Here is a 24,260-nt window from a genome sequence, read left to right on the forward strand (position 1 = left end):
CTTTTATCATTTGTTCCATTTCGTAAATGTTCATGTATTCTCACCTCTTTTTCTTTGTTGACTTAAGTATATCCACTTCCACCAACTTTCTTAACGGCAACGAGCACGAACTTTCTTCGGTCTAAAGGCTGAAATTCATTTCAGACCGTTAAAAGCCTAGACATCAATTTAGGCATAAAAAAATACTGGAGATTACTCCAGCATTTTTAATACTAAATAGGTTGTAACAGCACCCTCAAATGACTTAATATCAATCCCAGTTATTTCAATAAATTTATCAATTCGATATTGCAGACTATTACGATGCATATACATTTTCTTAGCAGCCTCCGAAGCGTTCGAATTGGATTCTAAAAAGATACGTATCGTCCGTAACAATTCTTCATCGTTTTTGGCACCCTTAAGCAGTATATTCGATAATCTTACCCTCTCCTCATCTTGAAGTTGCCGCACAAGTAATAAAGGAATCGATTCCTTTAAATGGGAAACCCGCTGAACAGAATGAGTAAATACATAATCAGCTGCATCCTTCAGCCATTGAAACTCAGCGCTAGCCTGATTTAAATCATCCCCTTGTTCTCCCACAAAAAGTTGTATTTTAAGGTACAAATCACTCATTAACACATCAATAACCTCATCAAAATCAACTGGTTCCTGATCCTTTGTTGAAAACTCTTCTATCAGAATGCCAGATTGTGAATCAAACCAAAGAAGCGGGACAGGTGCAGAGAAAATGCCCTTCAACCCTTCCTCTAATAAATGTTCGTCTATTTGATTCGATTCAATTTGAAAAAAAACAAATCGAAAGCTGTCCAAACCATGTGGCTGCGAAACAATTTGATTATTTTCTATTAAAATCTGATACCATAGCTCTTCGCGGTCGGTTAGCTGACGCTTCTCAACGTGAACTCTATGCAAGAATGTCGACAGTATTTCAATATCTTTCTCCGATAATTCGGCCTTCTTGATCCCTATCCTTTGACCTGCCTCTGGCTCCAACCATATGTATTGATCGAAATCCAATTCCAAATGTGGCTCCCACACTACAAGGCTAGGAAATAACCTCTTTAATTTACGCAACACCATAAAACGTCCTCACTTTATCCACTTTTTTCTCATTATAACAAGAAACCCCCATACCGCCTAAAACTTTACCGCTTTAAAGCACTTGGGGACTGTCCCCCGATGCTTTAAAGCGGTAAAGAAATTGATTTGAAATTTTATTTTGGGGTGTGGAAGTTTGATTATAATGTTACTTTCCGTAAGTAAAATACCTTTATTGTGTTAGGTTTATAGTCTAATTTCCATTTTTCGTTTCTGTACTCCTAGGCCTAGCAAGTGATAAAATATAGCCAGCACAAAACGGATCACGATAAAATGGCTCGTCCACCTTTTTAGGAGGTAATCATGTTAAATCAAGCGACCCAAATTTTAAATGAGACTTATGGCTTCTCGACTTTTCGTACCGGACAAAAGGAAATCATTGAACATATACTGAACGGCCAAAATACATTAGGCATTATGCCGACTGGTGGCGGAAAATCTCTTTGCTATCAAATTCCAGCTCTCCTGTTACCTGGAACGGCCATTATTATTTCACCTTTAATTTCACTCATGAAGGATCAGGTGGACGCCCTCCAAGCCAATGGAATAACTGCTACCTTTATTAATAGTAGTCTATCAGCAGAAGATATGAACCAACGGCTTGAGGACATACGTAACCAGCAATACAAAATGGTTTTTGTGGCACCAGAGCGATTCGAGTCAAGTAGCTTTATACGGCTTATTGAGTCTATTGAACTCTCTCTCATCGCCTTTGACGAAGCACACTGTATTTCCCAGTGGGGGCACGATTTCCGACCAAGCTACAGATCCATTATCACGATTATCCAGGAACTTAATCAACGTGCAGTCATTGTTGCCCTTACAGCTACTGCAACAACTGAGGTAGCCACTGACATCGAAAAGTTATTATCAATTAAACCTAACAACACTGTACTTACCACTTTTGCGCGTGAAAACCTATCCTTTCACGTGTTAAAAGGGGAAAACAAGCGTGACTTTATTGTCAATTATATTGAACGTCGACCAAATGAATCGGGCATAATCTACACCTCCACCCGCAAGGAAACCGATTTTCTCTATGAGCATTTAAAAAAGAAAAATATATCGGTTGCTAAATATCATGCTGGCTTATCGGAAAGTGAGCGTCAGGAAGCACAGGAGCAATTTATCATTGATAACACCTCCATTATGGTCGCCACTAATGCCTTTGGAATGGGGATTGATAAATCAAACGTACGATTTGTCATTCATCATAACATGCCGAGAAACATTGAATCCTATTATCAGGAGGCTGGCAGAGCCGGGAGAGATGGAGAAGAAAGTGAATGCTACCTACTTTTCTCTCCCCAGGATGTGCAGATTCATAAGTTTCTAATTGAAGAAAGTAATTTACAGGAAAATCAGCGAAAGAATGAATATGCACGCCTTCAACAAATGGTCCAATATTGCCATACCGAACAGTGCCTGCAAACCTATTTTTTACATTATTTTGGCGAAAAGGATACGAATGATTGCGAACGATGCAGTAACTGTACCGATTCTAGAGAACAAACGGACATTACCACAGAAGCACAAATGGTATTTTCATGCATTAAAAGGATGAATGAAAGCTTTGGAGTTACACTTGTAGCACAGGTATTAAAGGGATCCAAAAACAAGCGTATTCGAGAACTCGGATTTGAACAGCTATCCACATACGGACTAATGAGAAAATACCGAGAAAAGGATATTGTAGGCCTAATCAATTATTTGTTAGCCGAAGAGTATCTAAAATTGACGGAGGGTAAATACCCAGTGGTGCAGTTAACCTCAAAGGTTGTTGCAGTCCTAAAGGGTGAGGCTTCGATATACAAAAAAATGACCATTGTGAAGGAGCAAAAATCCGAGGAGAACAATGAGCTGTTTGAAATCCTAAGATCCATTCGTAAAGAAATTGCCGATGAGGAATCTGTCCCTCCGTATGTTGTATTCTCTGATGTCACCTTAAAGGAGATGGCAACTTATTATCCGATGGACGAGCAGAATATGCTCAACATTAAAGGAGTCGGGAATACTAAGTTTGAAAAATATGGACTGTTATTTATAAAGGCCATACAATCCTATGTTGAAAAAAATGAGATTACGCCTCCAGTAAGAAATCAAAGCAATCAGCCAACCGTAACGACGATCAAAGAAAAGAGTACAATAGATGAACAGTTTGGAGATACACCAAGCTATGTCATTTCCTATAAGTTATATCATGAACAGGGCATGGCCATTAAAGAAATTGCCACTGAACGAAACTATTCACCTATGACAATTCAAAAGCATCTAATTCGTTGTATTCAAGAAGGATATACGCTAAACTGGCATGAAATATATTCTGATGAACAAGAAAAGCTAATTATCGAAACATGTGAACGAGTAGGTACAGATCGACTCAAGCCAATAAAAGAGGCACTACCAGAAGAGATTGATTATTTTATGATTCAGGTTGTTTTGAACAAAAATCAAGTACTTTCAAGCTAGCAAGCAAAAGCAAAAGGGGGCTGACTCTTCATGAGTTAGCCCCCTTTTACTGTTACTTTGCAATTGCTTTTTTGACAACCTTCATATCTGTTTCTAAATCAGAAACCCTTGAAGTTAAGGATGTGAGTTTAGCTATGGATTCTGTATTTTCGGCAACTTGTTTTTTTATGAATTCTTGCCCTTCTTTTAATTCACTTACATCTGTTTTCAGACCGCTTACATCCGACTTCAATTCACTTACGTCTGAATGAATCAAATCAAGTTTCGATGTTACTAGTTTAACAAATTCCTCCACTTTGTTCCCTCCCCCCTATTTATTTTTTATATCACATAAACTTCAAATCTTAGTAGATTGCAATCCATTTAAAAACCCTTTTATCTCCTCATCATTATACCCTGCATTTCAGAAAAAGTTAAACGGCCAAAATAGGGAAATCATGGTCACAAACGAGATCAAAAACTTTAAAGCTATCATGTATATTCCAATTATGCGCCTCAAATATTTTTTAAATTGTAATTTTACCAAGTGCATTAAAAAACCAGCATTCCCCATACTTTCAGGAAATGCTGGCTCCCTATTAAAATACTTTTGACCTCGTCAAAAACCGTTTCCCCTCTGGTCCCTCCAAGGAAAACATACCCCCACGACCGTCCACTACATCAATGATGAGCTGTGTATGTTTCCAATACTCGTACTGATCCTTAGACATATAAAAGGGTGCATCGCCAATATGACCTAGTAATACATCTGAATTTCCTACATGAAATTCATCCCGTGGATAACACATCGGAGAGCTTCCATCGCAACAGCCGCCTGATTGGTGAAACATTAAAGGACCGTGCTTTTCCTTTAACAAATCAATAAGCTCTAAGGCTGCGTCTGTTGCTAACACCTTCTCCTTCTCAGTCAATCTTTCACACCCCTTCGACAAAAATTCGCTCACAGTTAAAAGAACCCTTGAGCATCCTTACTATAGCTTACGAGCAAGTTCTTTGTTTGTTGATAGTGAGATAACATCATTTGATGATTTTCTCGCCCAATTCCGGACTTTTTATAGCCACCAAAGGCAGCATGAGCAGGATAAGCGTGGTAGCAATTCGTCCAAACACGGCCTGCCTCAATTTCTCTCCCAAACCGATAAGCATTATGGAAATCACGCGTCCAGACACCCGCACCTAATCCATATAGAGTATCATTGGCAATCTCAAGTGCTTCCTCATCATCCTTAAAGGTTGTTACGGAAAGCACTGGTCCAAAGATTTCCTCTTGGAAAATACGCATGTTGTTGTTCCCTTTGAAAATAGTCGGCTTTACATAAAAGCCTTTCTCTAGTTCACCACCAAGGGAGTTCCGCTCACCACCAATTAAAACGTCAGCCCCCTCTTGCTTGCCAATATCTAAGTATGACGTAATTTTTTCCATTTGCTCAGTTGAAGCTTGTGCACCCATCATCGTTTCCGTATCCAGCGGATGACCAATTTTAATTGCTTCAACTCGCTTCAACGCTCTTTCCATAAATTCATCATATATGGACTCATGAATAAGCGCACGAGAAGGACACGTACAAACTTCCCCCTGATTCAGCGCAAACATCACCATACCTTCAATGGCTTTATCTAAAAATGCATCGTCCTGGTCCATTACATCTTTGAAGAAAATATTTGGAGACTTACCACCAAGCTCCAATGTAACCGGGATAATATTTTCAGACGCATATTGCATAATCAAACGTCCTGTAGTCGTCTCCCCAGTAAAAGCAATCTTAGCAATTCTACTATTGGATGCTAGTGGTTTACCTGCTTCAAGGCCAAAGCCGTTCACTACATTCACAACCCCAGCTGGAATTAAATCCTGAATTAACTCCAATAAAACATGAATCGAGGCTGGTGTTTGCTCAGCTGGCTTCATGACCACACAGTTACCTGCTGCTAATGCTGGTGCAAGCTTCCAAGTCGCCATCAAAATTGGGAAGTTCCACGGGATAATTTGCCCAACAACCCCTAACGGCTCATGAAAATGGTAGGCAACCGTATCATCATCAATTTGGCTGATGCCACCCTCTTGTGAACGAATGGCACTGGCGAAATAACGGAAATGGTCAACAGCCAGTGGAATATCGGCAGCCATGGTTTCACGAACAGCCTTACCATTATCCCACGTTTCCGCAACGGCTAGCTTTTCCAGATTTTCCTCCATTCGATCCGCAATCTTATTCAGCATATTAGCTCGTTCCGTTGGTGAAGTCTTTGCCCAGCTCGGCGCGGCCTCATGGGCTGCATCCAAGGCTAGCTCCACATCATCAGCTGTCGAGCGTGCCACCTCACAAAATACCTCTCCTGTAACAGGTGTGACATTGTCAAAATATTGCCCGTTTACCGGTGGCTTCCACTCCCCCCCAATAAAATTATCATAACGCTTCCGAAACTCTACGACAGCCCCTGAACGATTAGGTGCTTCAAATTTCATCAAATTCCCCCTCTAATATGTAATCGCTTTCAAATATGGTGTAAAATCTTGTACGAAAAATCCTCAATACAATATATTGAAGGGTGTTTTGAATTATGACTTATTTTTGGAAAACAATGTCATATAGAGGGGCAAAACATTTAAAAAGACGCCGACATGGCGCCTTATGATTTCAATATATATCGTAATGCTGCTTTTTCATGATAGTCTTTCTTTTCCATCAATTCCTTTTTCACTTGGTCGTCTAAACAGTCTGGAATTACCACGTTCAATTCATTGTATTTAAACGTATGCCATTTAGTCTTCAACTGAAAAAATAACCTCTTCACACTCCATTCCTCCTCGATGTCGATCACACGATGGAGATCGTATTCGGTAGCTGGCGAGCATAGTTAACACCGTAGCCCCTCTAGCTTTGCGTCATCATTTTTCAATGATTTTGCCTTTTCGAACGCTTGTTAATCTTATTATCTTATAGAAAAGAAGGAAATGTAATAGGCTTATTTTCTTAAATATCACAACAAATTTGTTAAAAATGGTAATTGTGTAAGTCGATATATGTAGATATCAGAGCAAAAAGCCCCTACCATGAAAAATGGTAAAGGCTCCCAAAAGCTTATTTAATTAACTTATCCACCCGACTCATGACAGCATTTTTCACCATATCTAATCGGTCTTCAGCTGATCTACGGTTATCGCCCCTCACACCAAAATAGAACTTAATTTTTGGCTCGGTACCTGATGGACGAAGACAGCACCAGCAATCATCCTCTAGTAAAAATTTCACCACATTCGATTTTGGCAAATCAATCTCATCTGTTGAACCATCTGCTAAATGTGTACGCTCAGATGATGCATAATCCTCAACAGCTACCACCGATATATCTCCCACCTTTTCTAAAGGCCGTTCCCGAAAATCATTCATAATTCCTTCAATTTGCTCTGTACCAGAAATTCCTTTAAGTGTAAGGGATTTAAGATCCTCTAAATAATACCCTTGTCGTTCATAAATCATTTCAAGTGCATCAAATAACGTCTTTCCTTTTGACTTCCAATAAGCAGCCATTTCACTTGCCATGAGTGCCGATTGCACCGCATCCTTATCACGAGCAAAGTCCCGAATTAAATAACCATAGCTCTCCTCATAACCAAATAAGAACTGATGCTTACCAGACTGCTCAAATTCACGGATTTTTTCACCGATAAATTTAAATCCAGTTAAAGTATCTAGTGTCTCCACGCCATAGTGATCTGCAACCGCTCTTCCCAATTCAGAAGTCACGATAGTCTTAATCATAATGCCATTCTCAGGTAGATAAGGCGTATTAGATAAAATATAATCCAGCATCAATCCACCGAGCTGGTTCCCGGTTAACACCGTATATTCACCATCATCACCTTTTACCGCAACACCTAGCCGGTCAGCATCAGGATCAGTTCCAATTAAAATATCTGCATCTACTTTTTTCCCGTACTCAATTGCCATCGTGAACGCTTGATGCTCTTCAGGGTTGGGCGATGCCACTGTAGAAAATTCTGGATCTGGTTTCGCCTGCTCATCTACGACTGTCACCTGTTTAAAGCCTAATTTTTCAAGGCCATTTACAACTGGGTTTAAAGCCGTTCCATGTAATGGGGTAAAGACTATTTTTAATTTATTAGCCTGTTGCTCAATTACCTCAGGATTTAACGAAATGGTTTGAAGCTTTTCCAAATAGGCCTGATCCACTTCTTCATCAATCCACTTTAATAGCTCTTGCTTCTCCAATTCTTCCTTTTCCAAAACATCAATCGCTAACTCATTTTCAACCGCATTCACCAGTTCAACGATTTCCTCAGCCTGGGCGGGTGGAACCTGTCCCCCATCTTCATTGTAGACCTTAAAACCATTATATTCTGGTGGATTATGACTCGCTGTCACTACAACCCCGGCCGCAGTCCCTAAATGACGAACGGCAAAAGATAATTCAGGCGTTGGTCTAAGGGAAGTAAACAAGTATGTTTTAATTCCGTGAGCTCCCATTACTTTAGCCGTTTCTAATGAAAACTCCGGTGACATATGGCGAGAATCATGCGCTACCACAAGACCATTTTGCTTTGCCTCTTCACCTTGATTTTCTATGTATTTAGCCAAACCCTCAGCCGCTTTCCGAACGGTATAAAGGTTCATACGATTGGTCCCTGGACCGAGCTCTCCCCGCATCCCTCCTGTACCAAAGGATAGGGGCTTATGAAAGGCCTCCTCCAAAGCGTTTTCATTTTCAGCTATTTCATCTAATTGCTTACGTAAATGAGGCTCCAAATCCTCAAATTCATTCCAACGTATATAATCATCTTGCCAACTCATGGTATTCCTCCTGTTCAAGTTCCCATCCAAAATGCCCAGTATCAGGCTTTATTTCCTCAATCATTACCATTATTTTAGCATTTGTCGAGATTTGTTGCTAGTCGCTGGCGGGGGGTTGTAATTTTAAAAATGGATTACACGGTTTAAAACTGGTACCATTACATATATATGGAAATATATAAGAAAAACGGAGGTATGTATCTATGGCAAGTCAAACAGGAGATATTGTCCAAAACTCCTTAGATGCTTTATTAGAGGACAAAACATTTTTACCTAATTTACAAGATCAATCACGAGAACGAGCATTCACTTCCTTAGCGTCTATCCTATCCACACCCAATCATATTCACAAGTCCTTTTTACGCGTAGCATTAGAAAACGGCAGAGTAGCACGTATTCCCGCCTTCCGTGTCCAGCATAATAATACACTAGGTCCTTTCAAAGGAGGAATTCGTTTCCACGAATCCGTTAATGAAGAAGAGGTAACCAATCTAGCTGCCCTAATGACATTAAAAAATGCCTTACATGAGGTACCTTTTGGTGGAGGAAAAGGTGGCGTTGTCATCAATCCACGTGATTATGCTGAAAAAGAACTACACCAAATTGCCGTAAAATATGTTCATTATTTTAGCGATATCCTAGGTCCTGATAAAGATATACCTGCACCTGATGTTGGGACTGGGGATCGTGAAATGGATTGGATGATGTCCGAATATAAGAGCATCAAACCAGGTGAGCCTTATCGAGGTAGCTTTACCGGAAAAAGTGTTGTCAACGGTGGATCATTAGGAAGACGAGAAGCTACAGGTAAAGGCGTTTATTTTACGTTTAAATACATGATGTATGACTTCGTAAACAGTCAGACCAACCTCCTGACGAATACCGACAACGTATTTGCAAAGACTGCCCAGGCTCATGCAGGTAAACCATTAAAGCTAGCTGTTCAAGGGTTCGGGAACGTGGGGTCAGTTGCAGCTCTTGAAGCCTATAACTGCACTCATTTACACAATAAAGTAATCTCTGTGAGTGATGCAAATGTAACCCTTTATAACTCAGAAGGACTGAACATCCCAGCGTTAATCGACTTTGCGAATAAAAACAACGGCGATTTACCAACTACTGAAGACCAATTAGAGCAGGCTGAAGTAAAGGCTGACATCCGTAATCGTGACGATCTCTTATATTTAGATGTCGACGTACTCATCCTAGCCGCTTTAGAGGATCAAATTCACAAGGATAATGTCGATAAAATTAAAGCTGAAATTATTGTAGAAGGTGCCAATGCCCCTATAACAGGTGAGGCTGATAAAGTGTTAAGTGACAACGGGGTCATCATCGTACCGGATATTTTAGCAAACGCAGGCGGGGTCATTGTGTCATACTTTGAGTGGCTACAAGGGCGAGAAACTCAATTTTATAGTGAGGAGGAAGTGTTTAAATCACTTACGGATAAGATGAAGCAAACTATGGATACCATCTTACCACAGTTTTTTGGGGATCCTTTTCCTTTAAGACAGAACTGTTATATTCACGCGGTGATGAAGCTGTCGACGATCTTGTATCGTCAGGGGAAATTGTATTAATACTAGAGCACCAGGGCGAACCTGGTGCTTTTTCATTTTTGCTAACTCATCACCTTAATAATCAGTATCGTCGAATAAATGATGTTTTAATTCCTTCCTAATCCCCTCTGGAATCGGATCTGATTTCTGCATCTGCAAATTAAAATTCACATAAGTCACGGTTCCCTTAGCACAAATTCTATCATTTTGTCGAATTTCTTCATATAATTGCAAACTCGTATTCCCTATTTTCTTTACCCAAGTATGTACAGCCACTTCTCTCCCAAAGTAAATTTGACTCACATAATCGACGCTCATATTTAATATAATCATCTTCCAATTATCGAAGTTATCATCTGGTGTGAAAAGCTTGAAAATTTCATTTCGTCCGGCTTCAAACCAGATGGGGACGGTTGTGTTGTTGATATGACCGACGCCGTCAGTTTCGGAGACGCGGGGGTGGATTTTGGTTAGATACATAGGTTACCTCCTTTATTCCAAGTCTTACTTTATAGATTTTCTTTTTCAGTATAAAAAATCCTCCTTACAACCAAGCAAAAAACAAGGAGCGTATAAAGCACACGCCCCTTAGTTACTAATTATTATTCATCTTCACTTCCATACCATTTCCACAATGCAAACCCACTTATGAGTAAAAATCCAATTGTAGAATATAACCATATGGATAACATAGAATTAATCCACACGTTTTTTCCTCCCTTCACCACGTTCATAACATATTATGAAAGAAAGTACGCCTATTATAATTCAACCTTTACGTCTGGGTCTGGTTCAATTGTTTTAGGTCGTTTTAACACAGAGGCTAGAATCCACATAACACCAATACCAACTAGTGTAGCCCAACCGCCTGCCGCAAGTGGACTTGATTCAAATCCGCCAAAAAAGATGACTAAATAAGATAATAAACCAATGACCATTGATGATTCTGCTGCGCGAGGGGATGCTTTTTTACGACTAAATACCGCATATAGAACTGGTCCCAATGTTCCTGCTGATACTCCTGAAATACCAATCCACATAAAATCTCCTAAAAATTGTGGAGGATTCAACACAATGGTAACAGCGGCAATCCCAACTACTATAACTGCAAAACGACTGATATTAAGCGACACTTTGTTTACTTTATCTTCATCCGCTTTTACAATCCCTCTTTTAACTAACACCTTTCGATAAATATCATTAGCAAATACAGTGGACATAACAACAAATAAACCATCTGTTGTGGATAAGGCTGCTGCTAATATAACAACCCCGACAAAAGCTGCCAGTGCAGCAGGCATGCCCCATGTAACATATTCAAGTAAGGATTGATCGGCTGCTTCTAAGCCTGGTACAGCAACTCTTGCGTATAATCCGCCAAAAAGAACTAGTAAACATAACGTAGCTGCTGTGATATATGTTGCAATCATTTTGCGAAGATCTTTAGGGTTCTTCAAAGATAAGACTTTATTAAATAGTTGAGGCTGAGATGAAAATGCAAATTGAATGATAAATAAACCTAAAACAGCAGTAGCTGCGTAATAATTTGATTCAGGATTAAAGATACTTAAAAGCTTTTCATCTTGAGAGGCTAAATTTTCTGAGATGTTGGTAAAAGCAGTATTGATGTTCCCATCTCCGAAGAAGATAATTCCTGATATAAAAACGACTACACCTGTAATAACCATAAGTACAGCTTGGACAGCATCCGTATATACGTCAGCATAGGAACCACCGACAAACACGTATGCAATAACAATTACTGCAATAATAATGAGACCGGTCATATATTTTAGGCCAAGCATATTCTGAAAAATTTGTGCTCCTGCTGAAAATTGTGCTGCAATATAAAAAATATTAAAGAGCATAATTATTCCAGATCCTAATCGTAAAAAATCACTATTATAATAATCGCCGAGCCAATCAGGTAAGGATAGCGATTTCTGTTTAGTGTTTAACTTTCGGACCATTTTACCTACTGCAATAATACCTAACGGTGCAGCCCCAATTAAAGATAAAAATAACCATAGATTACTAAATCCCCAAGCATAAGAATAACCTGGATACCCCATAAATGTAGCTGCACTGAAAAATGTTGCTGCGAATGACAACCCTAATACATATGGACCTAAATTCGCACCACTAATAGCAAAATCTTGAATCGTTTTCGTTCTTTTTGCTGCATAAATACTTACAAAAACCATGACAAGCATAAATACGCTAAATTCAATCCAAAGTAAAGTACTAACCATGCGGCTACCTCCTCCATTATCAAAATTTGCGGAATTATTAGTCTATTTTATTTGTAAACATAATAGTCTGTCAATTTAACTATGAAAAATAGTTATAAAATACTAGCCTAAGCTGTTTAGATAGGTTATTCGATTTCTACTCTATTCAAATTTAATGACAACTCTTGTTCTATGGCATATCCAAATTGATAAAGCTTAGCTTCTTCAAACTCCATACCAATTAGCTGGACACCAATTGGTAAACCCTCCTTAGAGAAACCACTAGGCAAAGTTAAGCTAGGGAATCCATTTAAGTCAGTTGGTGCAGTTAGCTTAAGAATCTGCCAACGAATGTGCTGACTATCATCATAATCATCTGATAAAAATCTAGCATTAACATCAGGTGGAAGAATTGACATTGTCGGCGTTAATAATACATCCACCGAATCTAGCACATTAGCAAATTCCTGCTTAGCTATTTTTTGGACTCTAAGTGCTTTTGCGAAATCTGAACCACTTACGTTAAGTCCTGTTAGCAGTCGTTCCTTAACTTCTTCATCCCATAATTCTGGGAATTCTTTTAGATTATTCTCATGAACGGCATATGCCTCACTTTTCAAAATAACCTTTTGTGCCTCTGAAATCTCTTCCATACTAGGTATATCCACTTCGACAATACTCGCACCTAACCTTTTGAAGCAATCAATAGCTTGATATATAGACTGTTCAATTTCAGGGTCTAAATTTTCATAGTAATAACTCTTAGGTATACCAATTACCTTCCCTTCTATTCCTAGTCCAATATACCTGCTAAAATCTTCTTGATCAGTTTCTTTCGAATCAGGATCTAATGGGTCATATCCAGAAATAGCATTTAAAACTAAAGCATTGTCCATAATGCTTCTCGTTAAGGGGCCAGCATGGTCTAGCGTCCACGATAATGGATAAATTCCCCTCTTACTTACTCTTCCATAGGTAGGTTTCATCCCAACCACCCCACAAAATGAAGCAGGAATACGTACAGAACCTCCTGTATCTGTTCCTATTGTTCCATAATTTAAACAGGCTGCTACTGATGCAGCTGACCCACTACTCGACCCTCCTGTCATTTTCTTGATATTATATGGATTTCTAACAGGACCAACATGCGACCTATCGCCAGTTGGACCATAAGCAAATTGATGTGTGTTATTTTTGCCAATTATAATAGCTCCCGCTTCTTCTAATCTATTAACCAACTCTGCATTTTCATCCGGAATGTGATTTTCGAAAATAGAAGAGCCACAAGTTGTTTTCAGTCCTTTTGTATTTATAAGATCTTTCAAGCCAATTGGAATTCCATGTAAAGGCCCTCTGTATTTCCCCTCTAAAACTTCTTTTTCTCTCTCTTTTGCAGTTGCAAGAGCTCCTTCTCTATTAACGGTTATATAGGAGTTTAATTTGGAATCAACAGTATCAATTCTGTTTATAAGAGCAGTTACAATGTCCACTGGAGATATCTCTCCCTGTTTAATTTTAGTAGACACTTCTGTAAGGTTTAAGCTTAGAAAAGAATCTAATGCATACATGTTTACACCCCTCATAAATTAGATGATCCAGGGTGAGGTAACTCACCCTGGTTACAGAGTCCATGTTATTTACTCAGCCACTGACCGCAACACCTTAATTAAATTCTCCTTCGCCTCAAAACCAACTCCCGGCACATCAGGCAAACCGACATACCCATCTTCAATTGGAGTATTACCTGCAAAACCACCAAATGGTTCAAACACACCTGGGTAGGATTCATTGCCTCCCATTCCGAGTCCTGCTGCGATATTTAATGACATTTGGTGACCACCATGTGGAATTACATTACGAGCAGACCACCCATTCTCCTTCAGCATGTCAAGAGTTCGTAAATATTCAACAAGACCATAGCTTAAGGCACAATCGAATTGTAGTGTATCCTGCTTTGGATTCATTCCACCGTAGCGGATTAAGTTACGTGCATCCTGCATGGAAAAGAGATTTTCCCCAGTTGCCATTGGATTTTTATAGTTTTTGGACAGCTCAGCTTGAAGTTGGAAATCTAGTGGGTCTCCCGCTTCCTCGTACCAGAATAAGTTATAAGGCTCCATGGCCTCACCGTATGCAAGAGCGGTTTCGAGATCAAAGCGACCATTTGCATCGACAGCAAGATTTCGGCCACTAGGTACAACTTCCAATACTGCTTCTATCCTTTTTAAATCTTCCTCAAGAGAAGCTCCACCAATTTTCATTTTCACAACAGAATAACCTAAATCTAAGTATCCCTTCATTTCTTCTTGCAGCTCTTTCAGCCCCTTATCTGGGCTATAATAGCCTCCAGCAGCATAAACAAAAACCTTATCATCGACTTTACCACTACGATAACGTTCAGCAAGAACTTGATAGAGTGGCTTCTCCTCAATCTTAGCCACGGCATCCCAAACCGCCATATCAATCGTTCCCACTGCAACGGAACGCTCACCATGGCCACCTGGCTTTTCATTAGTCATCAGTACATCCCAGATTTTATGTGGGTCAAAATTGGTTCCCTCTTCATTTAAAATTGCATTTGAATCTGCTTCTAATAATCTTGGAATAAAGCGTTCGTGTAATAATCCACTAGGCGCATAGCGGCCATTTGAGTGAAAGCCATATCCTACCACTCTTCTGCCATTTTTATATACGTCTGTTACAATCGCGACAACGGAACAATTCATTTTGCTGAAATCAATGTACGCGTTAGAAATTTCTGATTTGATCGGTACTGCTTTTTCTTTGATATCTACTATTTTCATAGAAAATCCTCTCCCTTTTACTAAAATGTTTATTTGTAAAATTATTGCTAACTTATTAATACAGGCCAATCCAACGCCACCATGTAAGGGCAACGACTACGGTTACTAAGATCATAATTAGTGTCATATAGATGCCAGGCATCAAGAAATTCCGCTGTAAAATCCTTCCTGTGCTATGAACAAGTACATTCGGCATGGTTTCTACGACTAAAATATATCCGTGCAGGCAAGCAATGGATGCAGTGAAACAGATGAGTAAAGGATCAGCTCCAGCTTCTACAGATAAGCCAATAAAAATTGGAATCAAAGTTACCACTGCTGTCGCTACGTTAGATATAGCAAGGTGAAACAGATGGGTGATTATTAAAATAAAGATAATGGAGACAATCGGTTTTTCCATTAAAGAAATCACCCAAGGCGTACTTAAGCTCTCCCCTAACAGTTCGGTTGCACCTGATTCATTTAGGGAATATCCAACAGAAAGTGTGGCTCCTATCAACAAAACAGTGTCATAATTGATTTTTACGACAGTCGACCATGATGAACATCCAATCCCAGGAAGCGTCATTAAGGCTACCCCAATTAATGCAGGAACACTAGGATGAAAACCGTGTAATGGTTCAAGCACCCATAGTAAAACTGTTAAAATTAAAACAAACAGACAGCGTTTTTCTGCCATACTCATCGGCCCAAATTCTTTTACTCTTTCACTCATTTCCTCTTTCACATGTGGAAACAAGGCTTCCTCTTCCTTCATCGGGAAAATTTTTATCAGTAAAAGATACAGCAACGGAATTAGTAAAATCCATATGGGTAGCGCATAAAGAAACCATTGGAAATAAGTGATTTTAAGATCTAAGAAACTATTCAGTAACTCTACTGTTAGAATATTTCCGATAGCTGCTGTCATCACGGCCGTGCCACTAATGGTTCCGCCATAAGACACGCCAAGTAATATCATTTTATTTAATTTACTCTCTGGCTTAGCCCCAATCATGTCGAGCACATTTTGTACGACAGGTAAAAGAAGAGCTGTGCGGACGGCGGTCGCCGGTATAAAAAAGGCTTGAATTTGCGGAATGATTAAAAAGCTCCCTAATAAGCCATTCGCACTTCCTCCCCATCTCGACAAAATATAATATGTCACTCTTTTGGCTAAAGGAGTTTCATTTACTGCTCTGGCTAGCATCATTCCTCCAATAATAAGGAAGACGGCAGGGGATGCAAAGCCGCTAAACACGACATCAGTTGTGGCTACATTAAATATCATCATTAAGAGTAAAACGATAACAGCCGTTAATCCGAGTGGAATTGGCTCTAATGCCCATAACGCAATGGCCGTAGATACAATCGCAACCATTATTCTTGCTGAGTGATCGAATGTTGCTGGAAGTCCGAAATACATCACCATAAAAAGGATGATTGCGACAGCAAAACCTATTATTTTTTTGTGGTTTTCGGTTAATACCGCACCTTTAGCTAGTTTTTGATTGGTCTGTTGTTCATTTACTTTAGGAATACCCAAATCATTCACCCTTCTCATATGTTTCAATTTCAAAAAGACTTCCTATCCCTCATAGTTTTCCGTTAGTGTACGAGCTTCCTTTGTGTCACTAACCATCATACGAAAAAATATCATCCCTGAAATAAGGGGCAAGATGGCACAAATCACTACGACACCTAGCCACCCGTAATTTGACCAAATGACACCAAGCGTAGTTCCACCTAGTGTCACCCCCATATAGTAGCTAAAAAGATATAAACTCGTCGCACCACTTTTATGGTGAGTAGCTGTATTTCCTACCCATGTGGATGTTAAGGAGTGCATAATAAAGAACCCAAGACAGATAAGAGATAAACCAGAAATCACATAAAACAAATGATTTCCTAATGTCACTAAAGTTCCAGCTGTCATAACGAGTAATCCCATACTCATGATTCTCATCAGCCCAAAGCGATCCGCTAATCTACCCGCAATTGGTGAGCCAACCACACCAAATAAATATGTAAGAAACAATAGTGAAATCGCTTGTACCGATAAAGAAAAAGGCTCCTTTTCAACATGAAATGGAATATAGACCCACACCCCAGAAAACCCCACCTGGATCAATAAACCAAATATAAAGGCAAACAAAAGCTTAGTTTTTTTCAAATGTATAGCCATCCCTAAAATATCCTGCTTGTATGAGCGATGATTTTGTTGGAAAAACTGGGATTTGGGGATGACTAGAAAACATAGCACACTGATCACTAATCCTATAGCACCCAATGTTAAAAAACCTTGTTGCCAACTCAGATGTTCAGCAAAAGCGCCTCCAAGAACTCTTCCTCCCATACCTCCTAACGCATTACTGGCAATGTATAAAGATACAGCAAGACCTCGGCTATTTGGCGCAATTTCTTCACTTATATAAGCAACAGCCACCGCAGGAAGCCCAGCAATCAAAATTCCAGAAATAAGACGTCCAATCAGAAGCCATATATAGGATTCGGTAATGGGTATAAGAAACAAAGGTATTACTGATAGAAATAAGGTCCAATGTATAATTCCAATTCGACCAATTCGATCCGATAAAAAACCAAATATTAGCAGGCTAATGATGAGAGAAAATGTCGTTAGTGAAAGAGCTAAACTAGATGTTGTTGGCGATATGCCAAACTCCCTCGTATAAAGAGGTAATAAGGGCTGAACCATATATAAATTAGCGAAGTTATACAGTGATGCTAAGGTCAGCCCTAATGTAATTTTCCAAAATTGTGGTTCTCTATGGTGGTATTGATGTAATTCCCGATTATTTCCCATCAAATGTAAACTCAACTCTTTCACCATACCTTTAAATCTGTCTGTACTTTTCGACACCTTCACGATACAAGTCATTTCCATGGGCATCATTAATGACTACGACAGGAAAATTTTCAATCTCAAGCTTTCGAATCGCTTCAGTTCCTAAATCATCATAAGCAATTACTTCAACTGACTTGATGGAACGAGAGATTAAGGCCGCTGAGCCTCCAATCGCGCCAAAATAGATAGCTTGATTTTTTACGATTGATTTTTTTACTTCTTCACTTCGATATCCTTTTCCAATCATGCCCCTAAGCCCCATATCTAATAGAGCTGGTGTGAACTTATCCATTCGACTACTCGTTGTTGGCCCGGCTGAACCAATCACTTGCCCAGGCTTAGCCGGGGTTGGTCCGACATAATAAATCACTTGATTTTCTACATCAAATGGTAAAGGGGCTCCTTTTTCAATTTGCTCAGCCATTCGTTTATGTGCAGCATCACGAGCTGTGTAAACCGTACCTGTTAATAGAACGCGATCTCCTGACCTTAAGGCTAAAATGTCTTCTTTTTTGAATGGAACTTGAATGTGTTTTGACATGTGGTATCCCCCTTACAATGTCGCTTCTTTGTGACGACTAGCATGGCAATTTAAATTAACAGCAACTGGAAGAGCAGCAATATGACAGGCCTCAACCTCTATTTTGATATCAAGTGCAGTGGTGGTTCCGCCCATTCCTTGAGGACCAATGCCGAGTCTATTAATCTCCTCCATTAACTCTACCTCAAGATCCGCTACCTCAAGATCTTTATGCCTTTCCCCAATTGGACGGAACAATGACTTTTTGGCTAAATAGGCACACCGTTCAAAATTTCCTCCAATCCCCACTCCTACAACAAGCGGTGGACAAGCATTTGGTCCGGCAACCCGCACAACATCTAAAATATAATCCTTAATTCCTTGAATACCATCCGATGGCTTAAGCATCTTTAAGTCACTCATATTTTCAGCACCTCCGCCTTTCGCGGTCATATGAATGCTTAATTGATCTCCTTCTACCATTTCAATATGGATGATACCTGGCGTGTTATCATCCGTATTTTTACGTTCCAACGGATCCTTGACTATAGAATTTCGTAAATATCCATCCCCATAGCCTTTTCGTATTCCATCATTAATGGCATCGTAAAGACTACCGCCCGTAATATGGCAATCCTGTCCTAGCTCTACAATACAGACAACAGTGCCAGTATCCTGACACATAGGAACACGTTGCTTCGTTGCGATGTCCGCGTTTTCAATTAATTGGCTCAGTACTTCTTTTCCCGTCTCAGATTGTTCCGTTTTTAGAGCAGCTTGAAAGGCATTCATGACATCTTCACCTAGGTCATAATTAGCCTCAATACACATCTCTGCTACTTTTTCTACAATATCCTCATAATGGATTACTTTCATTTATAGTCCTCCCCACTCTCTTGGTTGCGGATTTTTTTCACATAAAATGTTCCAAGTGCCTGGGCTACGACTTCATTGTCCTCGTTGTAAACACTACATTCTGAAACGACAATTCGGCCTCCCCATTGCACAATTTTGGGCTTTGCTATTAGCTTTTCACCCTCGCCCTTTTTAAGGAAATTGACCTTTAATTCTAGGGTATACACCTGTTTATTTTCCGGGAGCCTCTCCTTTATATGAAATCCAATTGCAACATCCGCAAGTGTATACACCGCTCCACCTTGAGCCACTCCATAGATATTTTCATTTTGTGGTCCAAGCTTCATAATCATTTGATTATCAACTTGCTTAATACCTAGGAATCTACCAATCAAGTGCATGGATGATGTTTGCTCTAGAGCGTTAATCGTATGCTCTAAAATGGAGAGTTCCTGTTCTGAACAATGATGAAGCCTTTGCTCTATTTGTTTAATGGATTGTTGGCGGGTTTCACATGTTCTTGTTTGATTGACTCCCATGATGGACCTCCTTAGTTTGTCGTTGCCTGTTCAAATGCCAATAATTCAGCTACGTTGTCCAATGATTCTAGGTTTAATAGACTGTCAGACAATGATCGTCGTGTAGCTTCTGGTAAATCCTTGGCTAGGTCCATAAACTTAGCCACTAAATCCTCAGACGTCACAGGGTTTTCTGGGTCGCCTTTTGGAAAATCGGACAGCTTTTCAATGGTTTGCCCGTTCTTCAAGTGAACCTCAACTTTAGCACCCCACTTTTCTGGGTATGCCGCGTCAATATCAGGATCCACGGCTACATCAACTTTTTTCATGAGACTCCTTATTTCTTCATCCCAAAGGGTGTCATCATTAAAACTATCTAAACCACCGGTACCTTTTAACAAGGCGAGTGCTGTACAAAACTGTAGACTGAACTTGGAAGCATATTGTGTTGTTGGATGATCGTTGTCTGTTATGTTAAGAGCTACTTGATAGGTTTTGACTGAAATTTTATCGATGTCGGTTAACTGAAGTGGTTGTTCTTTTGATAGATCGACCATTAAATCCATGGCATGATGTGTGTGACGACATGAGGCGTGAATTTTAAATGAGTTTTCAACAATTTTAAAGGTGTCACCTAGGCCTTCCGTGATTTTAGATGAATCGTAATCCTCACTCATCGCTTCAAAAAAGCCTCTGTTTCCTTCTAAGATTTTGCTAGCAGCTGTAAATCCCTTTTGTGCTAACAATGCACTAATAACACCATTCATCGCTGCCTTGCCTGGGTGTAATTGTTTCGTATTGGCTCCATCTTCAATAAATTCCCATAGTCCTGCGGCTTGTGTGCCTGCGCTTCCTATGGAGTGAGCGATTTCCTCTTCACTTAGATCTAGTAATTTAGCAACTGCCGCAGCTGAACCAAACGTTCCACAGGTTGCCGTGTTATGCCAATAATAGTAATGAGATGGAGAGACAGCTTCCCCAACTCGATAGCAAACTTCATAACCAACTACAACAGCTGTAATGAAGTCCTTTCCGCTAACTTCCTTCCACTCCGCTATCGCTAGAGCTGCAGGAATGACTACGGTTGCAGCATGAATAATAGAGGCTTTATGGATATCATCAAGTTCTACGATATGACTAGCTGCTCCATTAACAAATGCCGCATTAGCGACTGAGTTTTTGCCACCAGTGACTAGGGTTGCTTGCTCCTCTCCGCCCATTTCCTTAATAAATTCATTAATCATTTGGACAGGTGGTTTTTTCGCACCAGCAAACGCTGAACTAAAGTAATCTAAAATACAAAGCTTCGTAAACGAAACCACATCTTCCGGCAAATCTTCATAGGACGTGCGTTTGACATAGCGAGCTAACTCTTCACTTAACCCCATCAAAATTTCCTCCCCTTTATTTTCGGTGGGACGGAGGGACAGGTACCGTGTCCCTTCCGTCTCTTTAACTAAACTTAGTATACCATTTATTTATGATTATGAATATTCAGACATAGGTTGTAGTCCTTGATGGTGTTTCAAGGACTACATAATTTCTTTAGAAAGAGCGTGGCAAGCCGAGCACATGCTGTCCAACGTAGCTGACAACTAAATTGTTTGTAATTGGTGCAACGATAAATAGACGGGCCTCACGGAATTTACGTTCAATATTATATTCCGTTGCAAATCCATACCCTCCATATGTAGTCATCGCTGCATTAGCTGCTTTCCAGGTTGCTTCAGAAGCTAAATACTTTGCCATATTCGCTTCCGCCCCGCAATTTTCCCCTTCATCAAACATTTCTGCCGCCTTATTACGCATGAGTTTAGCTGCTTCTATATCCATATAAGATTCCGCAATTGGGAATTGTACTCCTTGGTTTTGACCAATAGGACGGTTAAATACTTCACGTTCATTAGCGTACTGAACAGATTTATCCACGAAGTATAGTCCATCTCCAATGCTTTCAGAGGAAATCAAAATACGCTCTGCATTCATCCCACTCAATACTTGCTTAAATCCTTTCCCTTCAACACCCACAAGATTTTCAACTGGGATTTCCACATTCTCAAAAAACACTTCAGTCGTAGCATGATTGATCATTGTATCGATAGGTCGAATGGTGATGTTGTCTTTTTGGTCTTGCATATCGAGAATAAAGAGACTTAGCCCATCAGTTTTCTTTTTCACTTGATCCTTTGGCGTAGTACGAGCCAATAAGAGCATAAGATCAGAGTATTCGGCACGAGAAGTCCAAATCTTTTGCCCATTAACTATGTAACGGTCCCCTTTCAACTCCGCTGTTGTTTCAATACTAGTCGTGTCACTACCTGCTGTAGGCTCGGTGATTCCAAAAGCTTGAAGACGAAGCTCACCACTAGCAATTTTCGGTAAGTAACGTTGCTTTTGATTCTCACTCCCATGACGAAGGATTGCCCCCATCGTATACATTTGAGCGTGACCAGCACCAGCGTTTCCACCAGAACGGTTAATTTCTTCTAAAATGGCACCAGCTTCTACCATGCCTAAGCCTGCCCCACCATATTCTTCAGGAATGAGTACAGATAACCAGCCTTCATCTGTTAGCGCTTGAATAAATTCTTCTGGATACGCCTTATTTTCATCTGTTTCTCTCCAATAACTCTCAGGGAATTTCTCACATAGAGAGCGAACACTGCTTCGGATTAAATCTAATTCTTCACTTGTACTTTTGGCCATTGTAAATTCCTCCCGTTAGTCGATTGAGTTTATCATATAAAAATGACATGTCTGGAAATGGGACAAGGGACCTGTCCCTCCGTCCCTACTTCCCTTGCCACTCAGGCTGACGCTTTTCGTTAAAGGCGCGAATTCCTTCTAAGCGGTCTTCTGAATTTGCACATTTATAATATTGATCTAGCTCGATATTCAGTGCTGTGTTAATGTCGGTTTGTAATCCATTATTAATGGAGTGCTTCAAAGCCTTTAAGGAAAGGGGTGCATTCTTCCCAATATCTCTTGCTACTTCAAGCACTTTTGCTGTTAATTGTTCAGATGGGACGACATAGTTGGCGAGACCAATTTCCTGGGCCCGTTCTGCTGGTACCTGATTACCTCTAAACAATATTTCCTTTGCTAAACCAACAGGTATACTACGTGGTAAAAGTTGGGTTCCTCCAACACCTGGAATAATTCCAATTTTCACCTCCGGAACTCCGACCTTGGCATGCTCAGCAAAAATACGAAGGTCGCAGCTTAACACCATTTCCATACCTCCGCCGAGAGCATATCCATTTACAGCTGCAATAACCGGAAATGGAAAATCTCTTAATAATCCATAAGCTTCTTCAAAAATGTCATGTTGACGGCGCCAATCCTCATTGGTCATCCCGTTACGTTCCTTTAAATCTGCTCCTACACAAAAACTTTTCTCCCCGGATCCTGTCACCACTAAAACTCGTAAATCCTTTTGTTCCTTCAAATCTTTTAAACACGCAACTAATTCCTCTGCCATTCTTGTATTCAACGCATTCATAGATTTAGGACGATTTAAAGTCAGTGTGTAAACCCCTTTGGTTTCCTCATCTTGTTCGAGCTTAAGTGTTTCCCAATTTGCCATGACTTCTCCCCCTTATTTAGCTTACAGGTACTTCATATTTACGATTTGATTTCCCAGCCTTCAACACACTGCTAGGTAATTCATGGCCAACTAAGTCCTGTAATAAAGCTGATGTTTTCAGTAATTGATCTAAATCTATCCCTGTATCAATGCCCATGTTATGTAACATGTGAACCACATCTTCTGTACACACATTACCCGTAGCTCCCGGGGCAAATGGGCAGCCACCCAATCCACCAAGGGCTGCATCAAAGCTACTAACTCCCGCTTGAATTCCTGCTAATATATTGGGTAGTCCCATGTCTCTAGTATTATGAAAGTGAAGATTAAACTTTTGGTCAGGAAATTGAGCCACAACCCCATTGACAAGCTCGTATACTTGCTTCGGGTTGGCCATACCTGTTGTATCAGCTAATGTAATGGTGTCTACCCCAATTTGTGTAATTTGACCGATAATAGAGTGAATTCTTGATTCAGAAATCTCACCTTCAAATGGACAACCAAAGGAAGTTGCGAGTGATACATCTAATTTCATATGGTGTTCATCACAAAATTCTTTAATCTGTTTGTAGTTTTCTATGGAGGTTTGAGTTGTCTGTTTTATATTCTGGAGGTTGTGTGTGTTGCTTGCTGAAAACACGGTGTTGACTTGTTTAATTCCTTTGGATGCTGCATTTTGCGCTCCCTTTAAATTGGGAATTAATGCTATTAGTTTTACATCACCCTGATTCTTAAGTAACTCAAATACTTCCCCACTGTTTGCCATTTGTGGAACTAGCTTTGGATGTACAAAGGAACCAAATTCTATCGTTTTGACATTAGCTTTTATCAATCCATCCGCGATGAGCTTTTTTTGCTCCGCCGTCAGTATTGTAGATTCCAACTGTAAGCCATCTCTTAGTCCCACATCATTAATGGTTACTGTTTCTGGCCAGTACATGTGTCTCCCCCC

At 40.0% G+C, this 24,260-nt stretch carries 21 protein-coding genes and 1 riboswitch; of the genes, 2 read left to right on the top strand and 19 right to left on the bottom strand.

Features of this window, described 5'->3' with window-relative positions; translation table 11 throughout:
• Positions 1-192: 192 nt before the first annotated feature.
• The gene (locus tag GH754_RS00540) at positions 193-1,086 is read right to left on the bottom strand and encodes a PucR family transcriptional regulator (protein WP_153726784.1); all 894 of its coding nucleotides are present in this window, start codon (positions 1,084-1,086) and stop codon (positions 193-195) included.
• A 321-nt stretch (positions 1,087-1,407) separates the two neighbouring features.
• On the opposite strand from GH754_RS00540, the gene recQ reads away from it, so the two are divergent.
• Entirely contained in the window at positions 1,408-3,573 is a 2,166-nt protein-coding gene (gene recQ / locus GH754_RS00545; RefSeq protein WP_153726785.1) for a DNA helicase RecQ, read from the top strand.
• Between the two features lie 52 nt (positions 3,574-3,625).
• On the opposite strand, the gene GH754_RS00550 is transcribed toward recQ, so the two are convergent.
• The 5 genes from GH754_RS00550 to GH754_RS00570 all read right to left on the bottom strand — a co-directional run bounded on the left by GH754_RS00550 (position 3,626) and on the right by GH754_RS00570 (position 8,387).
• Positions 3,626-3,868 carry a hypothetical protein gene (locus GH754_RS00550; protein ID WP_153726786.1) on the bottom strand — a complete coding sequence of 81 codons (243 nt, stop codon included), beginning with the start codon at positions 3,866-3,868 and terminating at the stop codon, positions 3,626-3,628.
• Positions 3,869-4,151: 283 nt separating this feature from the next.
• Positions 4,152-4,484 (bottom strand): DUF779 domain-containing protein, encoded by a 333-nt coding sequence (locus tag GH754_RS00555; RefSeq protein ID WP_153726787.1) that lies wholly within the window; start codon positions 4,482-4,484, stop codon positions 4,152-4,154.
• Positions 4,485-4,519: 35 nt separating this feature from the next.
• Positions 4,520-6,040, bottom strand: a complete 1,521-nt coding sequence (gene adh / locus GH754_RS00560) for an aldehyde dehydrogenase (RefSeq protein WP_153726788.1) — start codon at positions 6,038-6,040, stop codon at positions 4,520-4,522.
• A gap of 164 nt (positions 6,041-6,204) precedes the next feature.
• A complete protein-coding gene (locus tag GH754_RS00565; protein WP_153726789.1) occupies positions 6,205-6,369 on the bottom strand; it encodes a hypothetical protein in 165 nt (54 codons plus the stop codon).
• A gap of 42 nt (positions 6,370-6,411) precedes the next feature.
• A riboswitch (cyclic di-GMP riboswitch) is annotated at positions 6,412-6,494 on the bottom strand.
• A gap of 162 nt (positions 6,495-6,656) precedes the next feature.
• Complete coding sequence (locus GH754_RS00570) at positions 6,657-8,387, bottom strand: phospho-sugar mutase (protein WP_153726790.1); 1,731 nt, start codon at positions 8,385-8,387, stop codon at positions 6,657-6,659.
• Positions 8,388-8,590: 203 nt separating this feature from the next.
• On the opposite strand from GH754_RS00570, the gene GH754_RS00575 reads away from it, so the two are divergent.
• On the top strand, positions 8,591-9,970 hold the full coding sequence (locus GH754_RS00575; protein ID WP_153726791.1) for a Glu/Leu/Phe/Val family dehydrogenase: 1,380 nt from the start codon (positions 8,591-8,593) through the stop codon (positions 9,968-9,970).
• A 54-nt stretch (positions 9,971-10,024) separates the two neighbouring features.
• Here GH754_RS00575 and GH754_RS00580 read toward each other — a convergent pair whose 3' ends face one another.
• The 13 genes from GH754_RS00580 to GH754_RS00640 form a co-directional block, all read right to left on the bottom strand.
• Positions 10,025-10,429, bottom strand: a complete 405-nt coding sequence (locus tag GH754_RS00580; protein WP_153726792.1) for an acyl-CoA thioesterase — start codon at positions 10,427-10,429, stop codon at positions 10,025-10,027.
• Positions 10,430-10,710: 281 nt separating this feature from the next.
• Complete coding sequence (locus GH754_RS00585) at positions 10,711-12,201, bottom strand: sodium:solute symporter family protein (protein WP_153726793.1); 1,491 nt, start codon at positions 12,199-12,201, stop codon at positions 10,711-10,713.
• A gap of 125 nt (positions 12,202-12,326) precedes the next feature.
• Positions 12,327-13,748 (bottom strand): amidase, encoded by a 1,422-nt coding sequence (locus GH754_RS00590; RefSeq protein ID WP_194841239.1) that lies wholly within the window; start codon positions 13,746-13,748, stop codon positions 12,327-12,329.
• 69 nt (positions 13,749-13,817) lie between these two features.
• Complete coding sequence (locus tag GH754_RS00595; protein WP_153726795.1) at positions 13,818-14,984, bottom strand: mandelate racemase/muconate lactonizing enzyme family protein; 1,167 nt, start codon at positions 14,982-14,984, stop codon at positions 13,818-13,820.
• Between the two features lie 55 nt (positions 14,985-15,039).
• Positions 15,040-16,542, bottom strand: coding sequence for an SLC13 family permease (locus GH754_RS00600; RefSeq protein WP_228550084.1), 1,503 nt, complete (start codon positions 16,540-16,542; stop codon positions 15,040-15,042).
• Positions 16,543-16,551: 9 nt separating this feature from the next.
• Positions 16,552-17,862, bottom strand: coding sequence for an MFS transporter (locus GH754_RS00605; RefSeq protein WP_194841240.1), 1,311 nt, complete (start codon positions 17,860-17,862; stop codon positions 16,552-16,554).
• Complete coding sequence (locus GH754_RS00610) at positions 17,819-18,370, bottom strand: Fe-S-containing hydro-lyase (RefSeq protein ID WP_153726797.1); 552 nt, start codon at positions 18,368-18,370, stop codon at positions 17,819-17,821. Before GH754_RS00610 ends, GH754_RS00605 begins: the two co-directional genes overlap by 44 nt.
• A gap of 12 nt (positions 18,371-18,382) precedes the next feature.
• Positions 18,383-19,225 carry a fumarate hydratase gene (locus tag GH754_RS00615; RefSeq protein WP_153726798.1) on the bottom strand — a complete coding sequence of 281 codons (843 nt, stop codon included), beginning with the start codon at positions 19,223-19,225 and terminating at the stop codon, positions 18,383-18,385.
• Positions 19,222-19,743, bottom strand: coding sequence for a PaaI family thioesterase (locus GH754_RS00620; RefSeq protein WP_153726799.1), 522 nt, complete (start codon positions 19,741-19,743; stop codon positions 19,222-19,224). Before GH754_RS00620 ends, GH754_RS00615 begins: the two co-directional genes overlap by 4 nt.
• A gap of 11 nt (positions 19,744-19,754) precedes the next feature.
• Entirely contained in the window at positions 19,755-21,110 is a 1,356-nt protein-coding gene (locus GH754_RS00625; RefSeq protein WP_153726800.1) for an MmgE/PrpD family protein, read from the bottom strand.
• Between the two features lie 157 nt (positions 21,111-21,267).
• Entirely contained in the window at positions 21,268-22,428 is a 1,161-nt protein-coding gene (locus GH754_RS00630; protein ID WP_153726801.1) for an acyl-CoA dehydrogenase family protein, read from the bottom strand.
• 85 nt (positions 22,429-22,513) lie between these two features.
• Positions 22,514-23,308, bottom strand: a complete 795-nt coding sequence (locus tag GH754_RS00635) for an enoyl-CoA hydratase/isomerase family protein (RefSeq protein ID WP_153726802.1) — start codon at positions 23,306-23,308, stop codon at positions 22,514-22,516.
• A 16-nt stretch (positions 23,309-23,324) separates the two neighbouring features.
• Positions 23,325-24,248, bottom strand: a complete 924-nt coding sequence (locus tag GH754_RS00640) for a hydroxymethylglutaryl-CoA lyase (protein ID WP_153726803.1) — start codon at positions 24,246-24,248, stop codon at positions 23,325-23,327.
• Positions 24,249-24,260 lie beyond the last annotated feature (12 nt).

This window comes from Salinibacillus xinjiangensis (assembly GCF_009649735.1).
Taxonomy (GTDB): Bacteria; Bacillota; Bacilli; order Bacillales; family Alkalibacillaceae; genus Salinibacillus; species Salinibacillus xinjiangensis.